The organism is Lysinibacillus sp. S1, from assembly GCF_044986265.1.
Classification (GTDB): Bacteria; Bacillota; Bacilli; order Bacillales_A; family Planococcaceae; genus Lysinibacillus; species Lysinibacillus capsici.
In genome coordinates this window covers 2,830,560-2,846,669 of record NZ_CP173154.1, presented here as the reverse complement: position 1 = coordinate 2,846,669, position 16,110 = coordinate 2,830,560, and the positions used below count along the sequence as shown (strand labels likewise).

Genomic DNA, 16,110 nt, shown 5'->3' with positions numbered 1-16,110 from the left:
CTGTTTTATATATAGAACGTATAGTCTTCTGGAATAACACGTTTTAAAAATTTCTTCGTTCGCTCCTCTTTTGGGCTGACGAAAATATCATGAGGGCTACCTTCCTCTACAACCACTCCTCCATCCATGAAAATTACGCGATTGGCAACATCTTTGGCAAAGCCCATTTCGTGTGTTACTACAAGCATTGTTGTACCCTCCGCCGCAATATTTTTCATGACCTGTAGAACCTCACCTACCAATTCAGGGTCAAGTGCGGACGTTGGTTCATCAAATAAAATAATATCAGGATTCAAAGCTACTGCTCGTGCAATACCAACACGTTGCTGTTGACCTCCTGACAACTGACTTGGATATGCATCATATTTGTCTGATAAACCTACTTTATCAAGTGCCTTTTTACCAATTTCCACAGCCTGTGCTTTAGGAATTTTACGTCCAATGATTAATCCTTCCGTTACATTTTCTAATGCTGTTTTATTAGTAAATAGATTATAGTTTTGAAAGACAAATGCGACACGCTGGCGAATTGCATGCACGTCTTTTTTCTTTACATGTTGAAAATCAACCTGAATATCTCCAAATGTCGCATGGCCTTGATCAGCCTTCTCTAAAAAATTGATACAACGCAATAATGTTGTTTTTCCTGAACCACTGGGACCTAAAATAACAACAACGTCCCCTTTATCAATGGCTAAATCAACACCCTTTAAGATTTCATTGTCACCAAATGATTTATGAATATTTTTAATTTCTAACATGCTAATTCACCCCTTAGACATTTGCCATTTTGTATTTGCTTAAATATTTCTCATAACGCTTAAACAAGTATTCAACCGTACTACATAAAATTAAGTACACAATAAAGATATCCAAATAGGCCTCTACATAATTGTAGCCAACGTTTGCCGCTACTTTTGCCTTCAGTGTAATTTCAGGAAGCGACATTGCGTAGCCTAGCGATGTAGCTTTAATAAGATTAACTGTAGCTGTGCAAATATTCGGCAATGCCACTACTAATGCCTGTGGAATGATGATGCGAGTATATGCTTGGAATGTTGACAAACCTACTGAGTGTGCAGCCTCTAGTTGCCCCTTTTCAATGGTACTTAACGCCGATCGAAAGACCTCAATCAAAATGGCTGTTGAGCTGAATGCAAATACAATAAACGCATACCAAATTGGATTGATTTTATAAATATCATACGCAATATGATATTTTTCAAAAATAATTTTTAACATTAAAGGTATACTGCTATAGATAATAAAAATTTGTATAATAATCGGCGTTCCTCGAACAAAAGAAACATAAATCTTCGCGAGGTGATGAATAACTGGAATTTTATTGATCCTAGTTAGTGCTAACAAAAAACCTAGTGGCAAAGCTATCACCAAAGCAACAACTGTGACTAGGAGCGCTATAGGAACACCAGACAAAGCTACGAAAAATGTTTCAAGTAAAAATTGATAATTCACCCTCACGCCTCCTTAAGTTGTTTCTAGGGTCTTCTTACCCTTGCCAAATACCTTTTCTAATATAGTAAATATTTTCTCTATAATAATAGATAACACCCAATAGATAATAGCCAATGCAATATAAATTTCTAAGGCATGAGCATTGATGTTACTTGCAATAATTAGATTTGCCTTACCTACAATATCAATTAGACCAATTGTATAAGCGAGTGCACCTTCCTGTAATAGAGCAATCATGCCATTGCCAAAGTTCGGTAAAGCGACGACCAGCGCCTGCGGAAAAATAATTCGACGGTAGGCTTGGAATGGTGTTAACCCGACACTAACGGCTGCTTCAAACTGCCCTTTTGGAATGGCTAAGTAGGCAGACCGTATCACCTCAGACATTATTGCCGTGAATTGTAAGGTGAATGTTACGACAACAAATATGGCCGTTTCAATTGAATGGAGATTAAGACCAACATTTTCCGCTAATGCTGGGACACCATAGTAGACAAGAAATAACAAAACAATGGAGGGTGTACAACGCATAATCGTTGTATACAGATTGGCGAATTTAGTTAGCCACTTGACTGAAGATAGCTTAGCAGCCGCCAGCAATAAGCCGAATAGGGTACCTAAGATAATGGAGGACCCTGCAACTAAGAACGTGATTTTTAAAAATGGCAATAACACTGGGATTGCGTTCCAAATGTAGGTTGCGTCAAAATATTTATCCATTTCCTCACCAACTTTTGTTTTTATGAATAAAGACTGCTGAGCATTACTGACTCAACAGCCTTACTATTCGTTCCGTTTTAAACTAACGATTTACGTTTTCCAGTACTTCAAATAAATCACGGCCATAGAATTTTGTACTTAATTCATTTGTTTTCTTTTGTTCTTTAACCTGTGCTATTGCTTTATCATAAGCGTCAGCAAATTCCTGCTCTTTTTTATTGAACAGTGGCCATGTTTTTATAACAGCAAATTCGTTATAGACAACGTCATCTTTTAGGTTATAATATGGTCCATCTTCTGCAAGTACTTGTTGTTTAAATGGGCCTTCAATCATGACACCACCATCAACACGGCCCTCATTTACCCACTGCACTACATCGACAGTAAAGGCGTCACCGGCCTCAAGTTTTACTTTATTATCTGGATTTGCCGTATTATACTCATCGATAATTGTATATTGAGCATTATTTGCAGCAATTGGTGCTAAAGAATAGCCCTTTTTCGCAAAATCTGCTAATGTTTTCACGCCTTCATCCTCTTTACGCAAAACTAAACCTGCGCTACTTAAACCTAAGAATTCCTTCGGGAAAATAAATTTCTCTGTTCGTTCCTGAGTAAAGAATGCGTTTTTAACCCCTACTTGATATTTCCCTTGCTCCACACCAATTAATAAATCATCACTTGTTGTACCTACATACTCAAATTGATAGTCAGGTAGCAATTCATCTACTAATTTCATTACTTCTACATCATAACCAGTTGGATTTCCATTATCGTCAATGTAACTAATAGGCTTTGACGCTTGATCGTAGGCTACTTTTACTGTACGTACCTTTTCACCATCACCTGATTCTTTATCTGCTGATTCTCCTGAATTACAACCTGCTAATAATGCTATAGATGCCAAACCAATTGCAGCAAATTGAAATATCTTATTCTTCTTCATATGTCATTTCTCCTTATTTTTCACGTAATTTAATGATTGATTTTCATATAATTTCTGCTGTTCAATAGCGGCAGTCGCTAATTTAATAATCGTCATATCATCCATCGGTGGATTGTGAAGCCCTGCACGAACATTGCGGTAATAACGCTGTAATGGATTGGATAGTTGTAAGCTTTTTGCCCCCACTACACGCATCGCTTTATCGACTATATCTATTGCCATGTTTGTTACTGTGTGTTTAGCAACAGCCATTTCATTTGTTATTAGTCCACGTCTAGCAGGATCATCGTAAGCCTCAGCCACTCCGTATAAGACAAAACGTGCTTGATGGAGCTTTAATTCAATATCCCCTAAAAGCTGTTGTACGTTTGGCAACGTACTAATTGGCGCATTCAGGCTATTCGGTTGATGGTGATTAGCAAAATGAATAGCATAATCACGGGCTGCTTGTGCAATGCCTAAGTAAGTTGCTGGGATATGGAGTATCCAGCCATTTATTTTGCCACCACTCGGATGACTTGGTAACTCTACTAAATACTCTGTTGCAACAAGCACATCCTTTAACACAAGGTCGTGGCTGCTTGTGCCTCGCATTGCAGACATCTCCCAATTCTCCTCAATGGATAGACCTGCTGCATCCTTATGAATGAGGAAGAAGCCAACTTGCTGCTTTTCTTCAATCCAAGCGGAGGTAAGGAAATAATCGAGCACCGGAGATGCAGTCGTAAAAATCTTGCGCCCATTTATTAGCCAACCACCTTTAGTAGAAATGGCATTTGTCCCTGGCCGCCCTCCTCGCGTTGGGCTACCTGTTGCCGCCTCACTAACAGCTCTATTAATCATGGCACCTCTCTTTATTTCTTCAGAAAAAGCTATTAATAGATCATCAGTCCATAGTTTAGTTTCATAAATTTCCCCAACAACACCTAATGTCCATCCAAGGGAAAGAGAGGCATTTTCGTCATAGCTTGCTAGCGTCTCTTGTACAAGCACCATATCATAAACAGATAACCCTTCTCCGCCATATTGTTTCGGTAAAGTAAGTTGAGGATAGCCAATTTGTAAAAGTAATCGATGAGCTTCGAACGGAAAACGAGATTGTTCATCTACCTCAACAGCCTCTGCCTTGATTGGCTCAGCTATAGCAGCTAGTTGATCTAGCCAATATCGTTGTCGCTCTGTCTTTACAAATAAATTCTTCAAATGAATCTCCTTCTTCCCAATATATATAAATCGTATAAATTTACTAAGGATTGATAATGAAAAAAAATCTCTTGCTACATGAATGTAGTGAGATACTATTTGGTACTGAATTTTCTGATTCGTTGACACTTATAATACTTTTCGCATTAGAAAATGTCAATGGGTGAAATTCAAGTTTTTTTTGTAAGTTTAATATGTATTACAAAGTTTCAACTTTTACCTTTGATTTATGCACCAAGCTTTTCTTACAGCATATGCTAAGACTAATGAAAGAGGTGCATATATGACCAATAATTTAAATTCGCCACTAAACGGTGGAATCATAACCCATTCGGCTCCACAAGTTATTCAAACTAAGTTTGGAGATATTAACGGGGATGGTTTTTTTGAAACCATTTTTTTAATGGGCACTAAACAGCCTGATAGTCCTTTCTGGAGAAATCTAACACTGTCTATTTTTTATGGTCAAACAAGACAAATGGAGCAAATTCCATTGAAACAAAATATGGGCTATAATCCGACTATTTTCTTGGGTGATTTTACTGGTAATCATATTGAGGATATTCTGGTTGTGTCTGATACAGGAGGTAGTGGCGGAATTGTAAATGGTGAGATTTTTTCCTCCATCAACAATCAAGTTCGTTCCATCTTTGATGCAGAGTCTTTCAATAATAAACTTAAATATAAGGTCAATTATGTAGATCATTATAAGGCTGTTGTTCAGAGTTTTAATCCTGCTATTAAATACACAATTGATTTACAGTATAAAGGAACCGACTACTTAGCTGAAATTTATAATCCAGATGGCACCTTGAAGCAACCGATTGAAGGCTGGGTAGATCCTTTTGGAGGACTATATCCTGTTGATTACGACCGAGATGGAACGTATGAAATTTTAGGATATCAAGAAATTGCAGGTAGATATCATGCTGATGGATTAGGCTATGTAGAAAATATTTTAAAATGGAATGGCCATGAATTTGTAATAGATCGGCAAACGGTTGGTATTTTTGGTGAGGATTTATCATAGACGACAAATCTAGCTATTAAATAATCTAAAACAGGAATCTGCTCATTTTTACTTAACTCTAACAAAAAACAAGCAGATTCCGTTATTTATTTTTTCTTTTCAACCAAGGCAAAGTAGTTATTTTCAGGGTCAGCAAAGTTAAAAACCCTACCCATTGGCATCATGACTAGATCTCCTACTTTTACGCCCTTTGCCTGAAAATCTTGGTACATCTCTTCAATTTTATCAGCGTAAAACATAATAGAAGGTGTTCCTAAATTTAGATCAGGTTGCATTTTAGCAATAATTTCTTTGTTATGAAGCACAAAGGATGTTTGAGCTTCCTTAGTTGGTGCAATTTCAATCCAGCGCATGCCTGCTTCTTCCTGTTCAGAAATGACCACAAACCCCACTTTTTCTGTCCAAAACTTAACAATTGCATCTTGATCATTAACATATAACATTACTTGTCCTATTTGATGAATCATGACTTCATTCCCTCCTCTTTTGAGCATTAGTATACATCAAAAAGCAGCTTTATATAGCTTCTAACGCCATCAATTTAAGGAAATTTCAAACAATTGATAATGATATACATTACTAAGAAATAATTAATTCAAAGTACTTAACTTTTATTTTATTTCTGATAGAATGAGTATTATTTACCTTTAAGGGAAAAGTATAGAATAAAATATTATGTGAGGATAATACAATTGAAACAACTAAGTTTAAGAAAAAAGCTTATTTTTTCGTTTTTAGCCATGCTTCTCATCCCAACACTCTTGATTGGAATAGTATCTTACCAAAGTGCTGAACAGCAAATTTCAGAGGAGCAACGCGCAAGTGCGACTGAAAGTGTACGCATTCTAAATTCCAATATTACAAACATGATTGAACCTAAATTGAAAGATGTACAATATTTTTCACAGAAATTTAGTGAAACTTACTTTCAAGATGAGAGCATTTTAGAACTGAAGTCATTATTAAGTGAATATGTCAACATGCACCCTGAAGTAGATCTGATATATATTGGGACTGCTGAAGGCAAACTGTTTGATCAGCCTGTTCAAGAGTATCCTGATGGCTTCGACCCTCGGACAAGACCTTGGTATAAGCAGGCTTTAGCTAATAATGGGAAGACCTCAATTACTGCACCATATGTTACACAATCTACAGGTGACATTGTCATCACAATTACTCAGGCATTACCGGATGGTTCTGGCGTATTAGGATTAGATCTAAATATTTCTACATTAAGTGACATTACGAATAATATTCGTATTGGAGAAACGGGCTTCGCTTCTCTTTTAGATAACAATAAAATTTACATTGCTCAGCCAGATAAAGAAAGTGGTACAGAGGCAACGGAAAGCTACATAACAAAAATTTATGAGCAGGAAAGCGGTACTATCATTGAAAAAGACCGTCACTTACAATTTGTTACGAATGAGTTAACGGGTTGGAAGGTAATTGGTACAATGTTTACTGCGGAAGCTGCAAAAGCTGCAGCATCCACATTGAATATAAATTTAATTATCATTATTGTTTCCATTCTCGTTGGCGTTATTTTCATGCTCTTTATGATAAAGTCTATTGTTAACCCAATTAATCAATTGAAGCAAAGCGCATTAAAAATTAGTGACGGTAATTTAACGGAGTTTATTGAAATCCATTCTAAAGATGAAATAGGTCAGCTTGGAGAAGCCTTTATCTCTATGAAGGTGAGCTTAAAAAAATTAATTCGAAATGTTGATCAAAGCTCACAACATGTCCAAACAGCCGCTCAAAATTTATCTGCTAATGCAGAACAAAACATCGCTGCCTCAGAGCAAGTTGCCGATGCCATGCACCAAATGGCAATTAGTACAGAAAAACAAACAACAGGTATTGATCAGAATGCCATTTCAGTTGAAGAAATTGCTAAAGGCGTTGTTGAAGTGGCAGACAGTTCCATGCAGGTTTCTGACCTATCTAGTCATGCTATCCAATTGGCAGAAGAAGGTGGACAATCTGTCAAACAAACGGTACAGCAAATGAATTCTATCCATAATTCTGTAACGCAATCAGATACAATGATTAAAGCACTGTATGATCGCACGAAAGAAATTGGGTCCATTTTAGAAATGATTAGTGCTATATCAGATCAAACGAATTTACTAGCGCTTAATGCAGCTATAGAAGCTGCTAGAGCAGGAGAACATGGCAAAGGCTTCGCGGTAGTGGCAGATGAAGTACGCAAATTAGCAGAGCAATCTCATCAATCAGCAGAGCAAATTTCTGCGCTTATAACTACTATTCAGCAAGATACGGCAAAATCTGTAGAGACAATGGTCAAAGCGTCGACAGATGTTCAAGAGGGCTTACAATTGACAGAAGAAACAAGTAGAAAATTCGCGAGCATTATCGAAAGTCTTCGAAACATCGCGCCGAAAATGGAGGATATTTCAGCATCTGCTCAAGAAATGTCTGCCGTTGTAGAAGAAGTTTCAGCGACTGCTATTGAACTTTCCGATCACGCAAAATTAAATGCTGCTGCTACAGAAGAAGTTGCTGCTTCCACGGAACAAACTTTATCTTCTATGCAAGATATGGCTTCGTCTGCCAAAACCCTACTTGATATGGCGGATGAATTGCAGGGTTATGTTAATCGTTTTAAATATTAATTATTTAACTGCTAGATCTGAGTTCACGATAGTATTGAACTCAGATTTTTTCTATTCCAAAAAGATAGGAAATTACAAAATAAGATATTTTTCTACAAATAATAGCGTTGCATAACTTTATTTTCCAGATTTTTCAGAAAATTGTGTTGATTATTATTCATTTTCCTCTTAGAATCAGATTAAACATTTGAACGACTTAGGAGTCTACTAGTGTAATATAACCCATCTCGTAGTTAATTCTATTACACTTAATAATGTCGTTTAAGGAGGAATACTATATGAAACGAATTAGTTTAAGAAAGAAACTCATCTTTGCATTTTTAGTCATACTTCTCATTCCCGCACTTTTAATCGGGTATACCTCCTTTAAAAGTACCAAAAATCAAATACTCGAAGAGCAGCAAGCAAGCGCCAAGGAAAGTGTGCGTATGCTTAATAGTAATATTACCAATACAATTGCTCCTAGAGTTCATGATATCGAATATTTTGCCAAGAAAATAAATCAGTCTTATTTACAAGATGATAAAAAAGCTGAATTAAAAGGTCTTTTTCAGGAATATGTAAATACACACCCAGAAGTGGAGCTAGTATATATAGGGACTGCTGATGGGCGAATCATTGATGAACCTGTCCATGACTATGCAAGTGATTATGATCCTCGTAAACGTCCTTGGTATATAGAAGCCATTGATAATAAAGGGCATGTATCCATCACTTCTCCATATATCTCGAAATCAACAAATAACATCGTTGTGACAGTTATGCAAGCTCTTCCTGATGATTCTGGCGTAATTGCCTTAGATTTAAATATCTCTCTTCTAAGTGCACTGACAGATCAAACACGTATTGGAGAAACGGGCTTTGCCTCTCTGTTAGATAATAATAAGTTATATATTGCTCAAAAAGATAAGGAAAGCGGCACAGAGGCAACGGAAGATTATGTTTCAAAAATTTACGAAAAGCAGGAAGGTATTATTACTGAAGGTGACCGTCATTTACGCTTTGAAACAAATGAAATCACAGGCTGGAAGATAATTGGTACAATGTTCATTGCAGAGGCTACTAACGCTGCTACCTCAACCTTTACTATTACATTACTTATTATTGGTATTTCTATTATTGTTGGTATTATCTTTATGCTCTCAATGATTAAATCTATTGTTAACCCAATTAAACAACTACAGCAAAGTGCTCTTAAAATTAGTGAAGGTGATTTGACAGAGTTTATTGATATTCATACCAAAGATGAAATAGGACAGCTTGCTGAAGCATTTGTCTCAATGAAAGTTAGCTTAAAAAGACTGATCCGCAATGTTGATCAAAGCTCACAACATGTTCAAACCTCGGCACAAGGTCTTTCAGCGAATGCTGAGCAAAATATCGCTGCATCTGAGCAAGTGACAGAGGCTATGCAACAGGTAGCGATTAGTACGGAAAAACAAACAACAGGAATCGATCAAAATGCTGTTTCTATTGAGGAGATTGCAAAAGGTGTTGTAGAGGTAGCAGATAGTGCCCTACAAGTTTCAGACCTATCCAGCCAGGCCATCCAATTAGCGGAAGAAGGTAGTCAATCTGTTGAGCACACTGTTAATCAAATGGTATCCATTCATGATTCTGTGGCTCAATCCGATACGATGATTAAATCCCTATTTGATCGTACAAAAGAAATTGGCTCCATTATAGAAATTATTAGCGCTATTTCAGACCAAACAAACCTTCTTGCTCTTAATGCTGCTATTGAAGCAGCACGAGCAGGTGAACACGGTAAAGGCTTTGCAGTTGTAGCAGATGAAGTACGTAAATTAGCGGAGCAATCTCATCAATCAGCAGAGCAAATTTCTACTCTGATTACTGGCATACAACAAGATACTGCTAAATCTGTACAAACGATGACGAAAGCTTCTGCAGACGTTCAAGAAGGTTTACAGCTATCCGAGGATACGAAAAAGAAATTTACAAGTATCGTTGGAAGTCTTCGAGAAATTGCTCCTAAAATGGAGGATATATCAGCTTCAGCACAAGAAATGTCTGCCGTTGTAGAAGAGGTATCCGCTACTGCTATTGAACTGTCAGATCATGCAAAACTAAACGCAGCTGCATCTGAAGAGGTTGCCGCTTCAACGGAACAAACATTATCTTCCATGCAGGAAATCGCCTCTTCTGCTAAAACATTGCTTGATATGGCAGATGAATTACAAGGCTATGTAGATCGTTTTAATTACTAAATAAGAAAGCACGATGATACTTGGTTTAGCCCTATCATCGTGCTTTTATCTTGTTATTTAATTATTCATTTACCTCATGGCTAAATTGCCATTCAACGCCAAATTTGTCTGTAAGTGAGCCGTAACATTTGCTCCAAAATGTTTCTTGAAGCTCCATTCTCACGTTACCACCTTCTTTAAGCTTATCAAATGCTTGACGCATTTGCTCTTCATCATCGGATACAACAGCTAATGTGACATTATTCCCTGTGGAAAATGGCATGCCTGGAAATGTATCTGAGAACATAATTCTACTACCGAATACAGTAAGTCGTGTATGCATGACAAGATCTTTTGCTTCTTCTGGTAATGGATAGTCTGGATTTTGTGGTGTCTCTCCAAACGTCATAATTTCAGCCTTGTCCGTATTAAAAACGTCTTCGTAAAACGCAACTGCCTCTCGACAATTTCCATTAAAATTCAAATAAACCTCTACTGCCATTTTCAACACTCCTTTGTCATTTTTTGAAACAATTCTATTGTACATGGATTACAAAACATAACACAAATTATAACTAGAATATTTCATCTTCAAAGTAAGTTGTCTCCTTTCTTTTTAAATTTTTTATTTATTTTCACAAAAGCTTTGACATTTACTCAAAAATCATGTAAATTACCAAATGGCGAACAATTTAAATTAAATCTTAAAAAATATTCGTATTTTAGGAGTGTATATAATGGATAACGTATTTGACTATGAGGATATTCAACTAATTCCCGCAAAATGTATTGTAGAAAGTCGTTCAGAATGTGATACTTCTGTTACTTTAGGTGGTCACACTTTTAAACTTCCAGTAGTACCTGCAAATATGCAAACAATTATCGATGAAAATCTTGCAAAGAAACTTGCTGAAAACGGTTACTTTTACATCATGCACCGTTTCCAACCAGAAACTCGTCGAAACTTTATTCTAGAAATGCAAGGAAATGGCTTAATTGCTTCTATTAGCGTTGGTGTAAAAGAAGAGGAATATACATTTATTGAAGAATTAGCAGCTGCTAATTTGGTACCTGATTTTATTACAATTGATATTGCACATGGTCATTCAAATGCTGTTATTCGTATGATTCAGCATATTAAAAAGCATTTACCAAAAAGCTTTGTCATCGCAGGTAATGTAGGAACACCTGAAGCGGTGCGCGAGCTTGAAAATGCTGGTGCAGATGCAACAAAAGTTGGGATTGGACCAGGTAAAGTATGTATTACTAAAATCAAAACAGGTTTTGGTACTGGCGGCTGGCAACTAGCTGCACTACGTTGGTGTGCAAAGGCTGCTACAAAACCAATTATTGCTGATGGTGGCATTCGTACACATGGAGATATCGCTAAATCTGTACGTTTTGGTGCTTCAATGGTAATGATCGGTTCATTATTCGCTGGTCACGAAGAGTCACCTGGTGAAACAATCGAAATCGAGGGTAGAACAGTGAAGGAATACTTCGGCTCTGCTTCTGAATTCCAAAAAGGTGAACGTAAAAACGTCGAAGGTAAGAAAATGTACGTTGAACATAAAGGTAGCATCAAAGATACATTAATCGAGATGCAACAAGATTTACAGTCATCTATTTCATATGCTGGTGGCACAAAGCTAGAGGCTATTCGCAATGTTGATTATGTAATCGTAAAGAACTCTATTTTCAATGGAGATAAAGTGTATTAATCGATGTAAACCTGCTATATTAAGCTTCAACATCACCCCAATTAAGAGCTGTTTTTTACTCTTGATTGGGGTGATTTTTTTGGACCTATTTCACTTAAAATACCGTATTTATTTTCAGAATTTTCTATTTTATTAAAAAATTATATATTATAATAGAACTATATTGAAGGAATGAAGGAACGGGGGTTGTATCTTATGAAGTCAGTACGTAATAAACTTGTTAGTCTTGCTATTATAGTTATTCTACTATCAACAGGACTAGTTGGAACCGTCAATTATATGGTGGTGAAAGGAGAACTCGATCAGGTAGGTCGAGATAGTCTTAAAAATGGCACACTTGGCATACTTGAACTAATTGCACAGTTAGATACTCAAGTTCAAAATGGTAAATTAACGCTAGAAGAAGCTCAGGAAAGTGCTAGAACACAGATCGTTGGTAATAAAATTGAAGATAACAAAAGATCCATTGATAATCCTGTTAAATATGGAGATAATTTTTATTTCTATGCTTTCCAAGATAGTGGTATGGTTGAAACTCATCCATCCCTAGAAGGACAAAATATTTCAGATTTACAAACAGAGGATGGGCGCTATTTTGTACGAGAAATGATTGAAGCAGCAAATGCTGGAGGAGGATATGTACGTTATGATTGGGCCCTTCCCTCAAATCCTGAAATCGTTGCGCCTAAGATAACTTATGTAGAAAAGGACAAGCATTGGGGCTGGATTATAGCAGCTGGTACATACGAGATGGACTTTAATGCAGGTACGAATAATGTTTTATACTACACACTAGGCATGACCATCCTTGCAACGATTATTGGTGTATCACTCTTCTGGTTCTTCTCTGGACGAATGACAACCTATATACGAAAAATTATGGTCATTACATCTGATATTGCTAAAGGCAAGCTAACTGGTGATGACATACCTGTTACTACAGAAGATGAACTAGGTATACTAGCTAGTAACGTGAATAATATGAAACATAGCTTACACGAAATGGTCAACAATACAAAGGATAGTGCGTCCCAAATGCGCGTTTCTTCAGAAATGCTGAGTGCTATTACTGAGGAGACGACTGCTTCTGCTGATGAAATTCATCAAGCCATCAATGATATATCTAAGGGAGCTGTAGTACAAGCTGAGGAAGCAGAAATGGCCATTAGTAAAGTAGAAACACTGTCCTCACTTATCTCAAATGCTACAGATAAATATAGTGAGATTACAGAAAATATGAATATCATTAATCAATCACAAGAAAACGGTAGACAAAAAGTAGATGTATTACTTCAAAATTCAAGTGAGTTTACGCAAGTGATTGAGGAATTAAGAACAACTTTCTCAAGTTTGACAAGCCAAATGAAAGAAATTCATCAAGTCGTACAAACAATTACATCCATTTCTGAACAAACAAATCTATTAGCGCTAAATGCAAGTATTGAAGCAGCCCGTGCAGGTGAACATGGCAAAGGGTTTGCTGTCGTAGCTGAGGAAGTCCGTCATTTATCTGAGGATACGAATGAAGCTACTAATCGGGTTAGAAACCTATTACAGCGTATTGAGGTCGATACCGCTAATTCAGATTCAAAAATGATACACACGCTCCAACTGTCACAAAATCAGGCCATGTCGATTACGGAAGTAAAGGGAGCCTTTACTTTCCTAGCAGACTCCATTCATGGCATTACAAAGCACCTTGTTTCTTTAGACAAAGGAATGAATGACATGGTGGAAAATCGAATAGTCGTGATGAACGCCATCAATGAAATAGCAAGTGTCGCTACACAATCTGCCGCAGCTACCGAACAAATTAACGCTTCTATTGACGAACAAAAGTCAGCAGTGACATCTATCATGCACTCCTCTATGGAGCTTCATACAGAGGCAGAGCGCATGTACGACTTGGTAGAACGCTTTACATGATAAAATACTATATAAAAAAGAATGCTACGCATATCCGTAGCATTCCTCTTTTACATTATAGTTTGTTAATTACTGCGTGGATTGTTTCCTTAAGCTCTGCATCGTGATCTGCAAGATCTACAAGGTTCCCTAGACGTTCACGTAATACAGGACGCTCAATTACTAGCTTTTCATCAAGTACTTGTACCAGTAGCTCGATAATAAGTCGATCACGAACATTTAACGCTTCTTCTAAACGTTCTGGTGTAATTTTCGCATCAGTTTTTGCAGATTTTGCCATTTTAAAAACCCCTTTTATATTTTATATTCATGCACATCTATTTTAGCATACCACTAAATTATTTTGAAAACTTTCTTTCATTAAAATATACCAAAAATTTACAAAATACTAAGAAAAGATTTACGACAAATTGTTATATTTATATCATAAAACACTACTACTCGACCATATGATGATGTATTTACAAAACCGATTGGAGGAATTGGATGAAGCAAAAAAATACGACTTATTTACAGCTCATTAAAGCTGTGCCAAAATCTCTACAGCTCTTTCTCAATGTTTGCCTTGTACTATTAGCACTGATTCTCTGTTTTTTATTATTTAAGGAGCTAATTGAATTTCTTAAAATATTACTATTCGCTAAGGAAGATGGTGATTATAAACTATTCCTTGCCAATATTCTTATTTTCTTTTTATATTTCGAATTCATCACAATGATCATTAAATACTTTAAGGAGGATTACCATTTTCCACTTCGCTATTTTATCTATATAGGTATCACAGCAATGATTCGACTAATTATTGTGGAGCATGATCATCCTCTAAATACGTTAATTTATTCATTAATTATCCTCATACTAATCATAAGCTACTTTATTATTAATATAACGCCACTTGAAAGGCCAACACGTTCTTCCATTCTCATTAAAAAAGATTAAAAGACCTCACGCCCATTCTAAAATGCAGATATACATGTGGGCTTTTCAAACACATAGAAGAATTGCTGTAAAGCCTGTAAATACTGATTATCACTAATCTGTATTCGACTCAGCATAAATAGCTCTTGGACCGTTACTACGCCCATTACTAGTGATGAAAGCTCAGCTACATCTATCGTTACTTCAACATCATAGCCATCACTTTCTAGCATTTTAATTGTACCATTAACAGCCTCAACAATAAGTTGCTGATTATTTTTTGCCAGTAACGAATCCATAACATTCAATTTAAAGGTCAAAGTGACACCGTTAAAATTGCGTGTTAGTAGCTCATCAAAAAAGCCCTTCACATTAATTATACGGTACATTAGACCAATTCCTGACACGGCACTTGCGTGATAGACACTTGGAATTAAATGATTTGTGCCATTTCTTACATCCTCTAAAAAGAAATGGACATTTTCTTCTTGTGTATTCCATTCGATTCGGTTTACTTGATCTGCTTGACTGTTTAAAAATGTACTAAGCTCTAGCAAAGCCTCCGGAGTTTCATAGATCCACTCCTTAATGACCAAATTATTTAGCATAAAATTACTATCGCTTTGTTTATTAAAAGAAAAGGCAATATAGCCCTGAACTGTACCTTCCTGTTCCATTGCAATCACATAGTTATCTGGATTATTAAAAATAAAAGATAGTTCCGATTGTGTTTTAAGAAACATCCCATGTTTTTTTGCTACTACCCTGTTGTAGCAATCTACTAGCTGTTGTTGATCTTCAACTGTCAAATATTTAAGGTGCTTTTTGGTTGGTCCTTTCGGGAAGCTTGAAGGCTCTACCAAGTATTGATAGATTTTCGGTCCATAGCCAAAACCCATTTTTTTATAAAAATCTGGTCTAAACGGATACAAGGCCAAAAAATGAATATTTTTTTCTAAAAAGATGTTAAAGAAATGTTGGATTAATTCTTTTGCAGCCTTCTCTTTTTTATGTAATAAATCAACTGCAACAAGTCCTACCCCACCAATTGGTAGCATTTTAGAGAACAGATTCATTTGAAAGTCATGTAGTCGCATACCACCAATGAGTTTGTCATTTTCCCAAAGTCCATAATAATGAAGAGATTCATCATTGCTCTGATTTTGCATAAAGAGCTTTTTCAGCTGTTCTTTTGTTATTTGTGTTCCATTCAATCTTCCTGGATACGCTCCTACAACGATATTCACAAAGGCTACAAAATCTTGCTCTTTTAATAATTTCTCTACAACCCTCATCATGTCCCCTCCATTTTCAAATTGTT

At 36.4% G+C, this 16,110-nt stretch carries 15 protein-coding genes; 6 read left to right on the top strand and 9 right to left on the bottom strand.

The genetic code is table 11. From position 1 onward, the window contains the following. Nucleotides 1-5 precede the first annotated feature (5 nt). The 5 genes from ACHZEU_RS14085 to ACHZEU_RS14065 all read right to left on the bottom strand — a co-directional run bounded on the left by ACHZEU_RS14085 (nucleotide 6) and on the right by ACHZEU_RS14065 (nucleotide 4,345). Nucleotides 6-761 carry an amino acid ABC transporter ATP-binding protein gene (locus ACHZEU_RS14085; protein ID WP_279493480.1) on the bottom strand — a complete coding sequence of 252 codons (756 nt, stop codon included), beginning with the start codon at nucleotides 759-761 and terminating at the stop codon, nucleotides 6-8. A 13-nt stretch (nucleotides 762-774) separates the two neighbouring features. Further along, on the bottom strand, nucleotides 775-1,476 hold the full coding sequence (locus tag ACHZEU_RS14080; protein WP_004233514.1) for an amino acid ABC transporter permease: 702 nt from the start codon (nucleotides 1,474-1,476) through the stop codon (nucleotides 775-777). A 12-nt stretch (nucleotides 1,477-1,488) separates the two neighbouring features. Beyond that, nucleotides 1,489-2,196 (bottom strand): amino acid ABC transporter permease, encoded by a 708-nt coding sequence (locus ACHZEU_RS14075; RefSeq protein ID WP_048395479.1) that lies wholly within the window; start codon nucleotides 2,194-2,196, stop codon nucleotides 1,489-1,491. Between the two features lie 82 nt (nucleotides 2,197-2,278). Further along, nucleotides 2,279-3,142, bottom strand: coding sequence for a transporter substrate-binding domain-containing protein (locus ACHZEU_RS14070; protein ID WP_115673247.1), 864 nt, complete (start codon nucleotides 3,140-3,142; stop codon nucleotides 2,279-2,281). Nucleotides 3,143-3,145: 3 nt separating this feature from the next. Further along, nucleotides 3,146-4,345 carry an acyl-CoA/acyl-ACP dehydrogenase gene (locus ACHZEU_RS14065; protein WP_279493481.1) on the bottom strand — a complete coding sequence of 400 codons (1,200 nt, stop codon included), beginning with the start codon at nucleotides 4,343-4,345 and terminating at the stop codon, nucleotides 3,146-3,148. Between the two features lie 283 nt (nucleotides 4,346-4,628). On the opposite strand from ACHZEU_RS14065, the gene ACHZEU_RS14060 reads away from it, so the two are divergent. Then, nucleotides 4,629-5,375 carry a hypothetical protein gene (locus ACHZEU_RS14060; protein WP_054548515.1) on the top strand — a complete coding sequence of 249 codons (747 nt, stop codon included), beginning with the start codon at nucleotides 4,629-4,631 and terminating at the stop codon, nucleotides 5,373-5,375. A gap of 86 nt (nucleotides 5,376-5,461) precedes the next feature. On the opposite strand, the gene ACHZEU_RS14055 is transcribed toward ACHZEU_RS14060, so the two are convergent. Continuing rightward, nucleotides 5,462-5,842 carry a VOC family protein gene (locus tag ACHZEU_RS14055; protein WP_048395473.1) on the bottom strand — a complete coding sequence of 127 codons (381 nt, stop codon included), beginning with the start codon at nucleotides 5,840-5,842 and terminating at the stop codon, nucleotides 5,462-5,464. A 225-nt stretch (nucleotides 5,843-6,067) separates the two neighbouring features. Between ACHZEU_RS14055 and ACHZEU_RS14050 the strand changes: the two genes are divergently transcribed. Both ACHZEU_RS14050 and ACHZEU_RS14045 read left to right on the top strand, forming a co-directional pair. Then, on the top strand, nucleotides 6,068-8,017 hold the full coding sequence (locus ACHZEU_RS14050; protein ID WP_054548513.1) for a methyl-accepting chemotaxis protein: 1,950 nt from the start codon (nucleotides 6,068-6,070) through the stop codon (nucleotides 8,015-8,017). A 278-nt stretch (nucleotides 8,018-8,295) separates the two neighbouring features. Continuing rightward, nucleotides 8,296-10,245, top strand: a complete 1,950-nt coding sequence (locus ACHZEU_RS14045) for a methyl-accepting chemotaxis protein (RefSeq protein ID WP_066038325.1) — start codon at nucleotides 8,296-8,298, stop codon at nucleotides 10,243-10,245. 61 nt (nucleotides 10,246-10,306) lie between these two features. On the opposite strand, the gene ACHZEU_RS14040 is transcribed toward ACHZEU_RS14045, so the two are convergent. Then, entirely contained in the window at nucleotides 10,307-10,726 is a 420-nt protein-coding gene (locus ACHZEU_RS14040) for a VOC family protein (protein WP_279493483.1), read from the bottom strand. Nucleotides 10,727-10,961: 235 nt separating this feature from the next. Between ACHZEU_RS14040 and guaC the strand changes: the two genes are divergently transcribed. After that, a complete protein-coding gene (guaC, locus tag ACHZEU_RS14035) occupies nucleotides 10,962-11,945 on the top strand; it encodes a GMP reductase (RefSeq protein WP_004233490.1) in 984 nt (327 codons plus the stop codon). 195 nt (nucleotides 11,946-12,140) lie between these two features. Continuing rightward, nucleotides 12,141-13,871: a methyl-accepting chemotaxis protein gene (locus ACHZEU_RS14030; RefSeq protein ID WP_279493486.1), complete on the top strand. Its 1,731-nt coding sequence runs from the start codon at nucleotides 12,141-12,143 to the stop codon at nucleotides 13,869-13,871. A gap of 55 nt (nucleotides 13,872-13,926) precedes the next feature. Here ACHZEU_RS14030 and ACHZEU_RS14025 read toward each other — a convergent pair whose 3' ends face one another. Further along, nucleotides 13,927-14,151 (bottom strand): hypothetical protein, encoded by a 225-nt coding sequence (locus ACHZEU_RS14025; RefSeq protein ID WP_016992248.1) that lies wholly within the window; start codon nucleotides 14,149-14,151, stop codon nucleotides 13,927-13,929. Between the two features lie 206 nt (nucleotides 14,152-14,357). Here ACHZEU_RS14025 and psiE point away from each other — a divergent pair, with 206 nt between their 5' ends. Continuing rightward, a complete protein-coding gene (psiE, locus tag ACHZEU_RS14020; protein ID WP_054548510.1) occupies nucleotides 14,358-14,810 on the top strand; it encodes a phosphate-starvation-inducible protein PsiE in 453 nt (150 codons plus the stop codon). 17 nt (nucleotides 14,811-14,827) lie between these two features. On the opposite strand, the gene eis is transcribed toward psiE, so the two are convergent. Beyond that, nucleotides 14,828-16,084 carry an enhanced intracellular survival protein Eis gene (eis, locus tag ACHZEU_RS14015; RefSeq protein ID WP_279493490.1) on the bottom strand — a complete coding sequence of 419 codons (1,257 nt, stop codon included), beginning with the start codon at nucleotides 16,082-16,084 and terminating at the stop codon, nucleotides 14,828-14,830. Nucleotides 16,085-16,110 lie beyond the last annotated feature (26 nt).

Bases quoted from the DNA above. Each gene is read 5' to 3' on its own strand.
- ACHZEU_RS14085 (WP_279493480.1), bottom strand. From the start codon at position 761: ATGTTAGAAATTAAAAATATTCATAAATCATTTGGTGACAATGAAATC.
- ACHZEU_RS14075 (WP_048395479.1), bottom strand. From the start codon at position 2,196: ATGGATAAATATTTTGACGCAACCTACATTTGGAACGCAATCCCAGTG.
- ACHZEU_RS14070 (WP_115673247.1), bottom strand. From the start codon at position 3,142: ATGAAGAAGAATAAGATATTTCAATTTGCTGCAATTGGTTTGGCATCT.
- ACHZEU_RS14060 (WP_054548515.1), top strand. From the start codon at position 4,629: ATGACCAATAATTTAAATTCGCCACTAAACGGTGGAATCATAACCCAT.
- ACHZEU_RS14055 (WP_048395473.1), bottom strand. From the start codon at position 5,842: ATGATTCATCAAATAGGACAAGTAATGTTATATGTTAATGATCAAGAT.
- ACHZEU_RS14045 (WP_066038325.1), top strand. From the start codon at position 8,296: ATGAAACGAATTAGTTTAAGAAAGAAACTCATCTTTGCATTTTTAGTC.
- ACHZEU_RS14040 (WP_279493483.1), bottom strand. From the start codon at position 10,726: ATGGCAGTAGAGGTTTATTTGAATTTTAATGGAAATTGTCGAGAGGCA.
- guaC (WP_004233490.1), top strand. From the start codon at position 10,962: ATGGATAACGTATTTGACTATGAGGATATTCAACTAATTCCCGCAAAA.
- ACHZEU_RS14030 (WP_279493486.1), top strand. From the start codon at position 12,141: ATGAAGTCAGTACGTAATAAACTTGTTAGTCTTGCTATTATAGTTATT.
- ACHZEU_RS14025 (WP_016992248.1), bottom strand. From the start codon at position 14,151: ATGGCAAAATCTGCAAAAACTGATGCGAAAATTACACCAGAACGTTTA.
- psiE (WP_054548510.1), top strand. From the start codon at position 14,358: ATGAAGCAAAAAAATACGACTTATTTACAGCTCATTAAAGCTGTGCCA.
- eis (WP_279493490.1), bottom strand. From the start codon at position 16,084: ATGAGGGTTGTAGAGAAATTATTAAAAGAGCAAGATTTTGTAGCCTTT.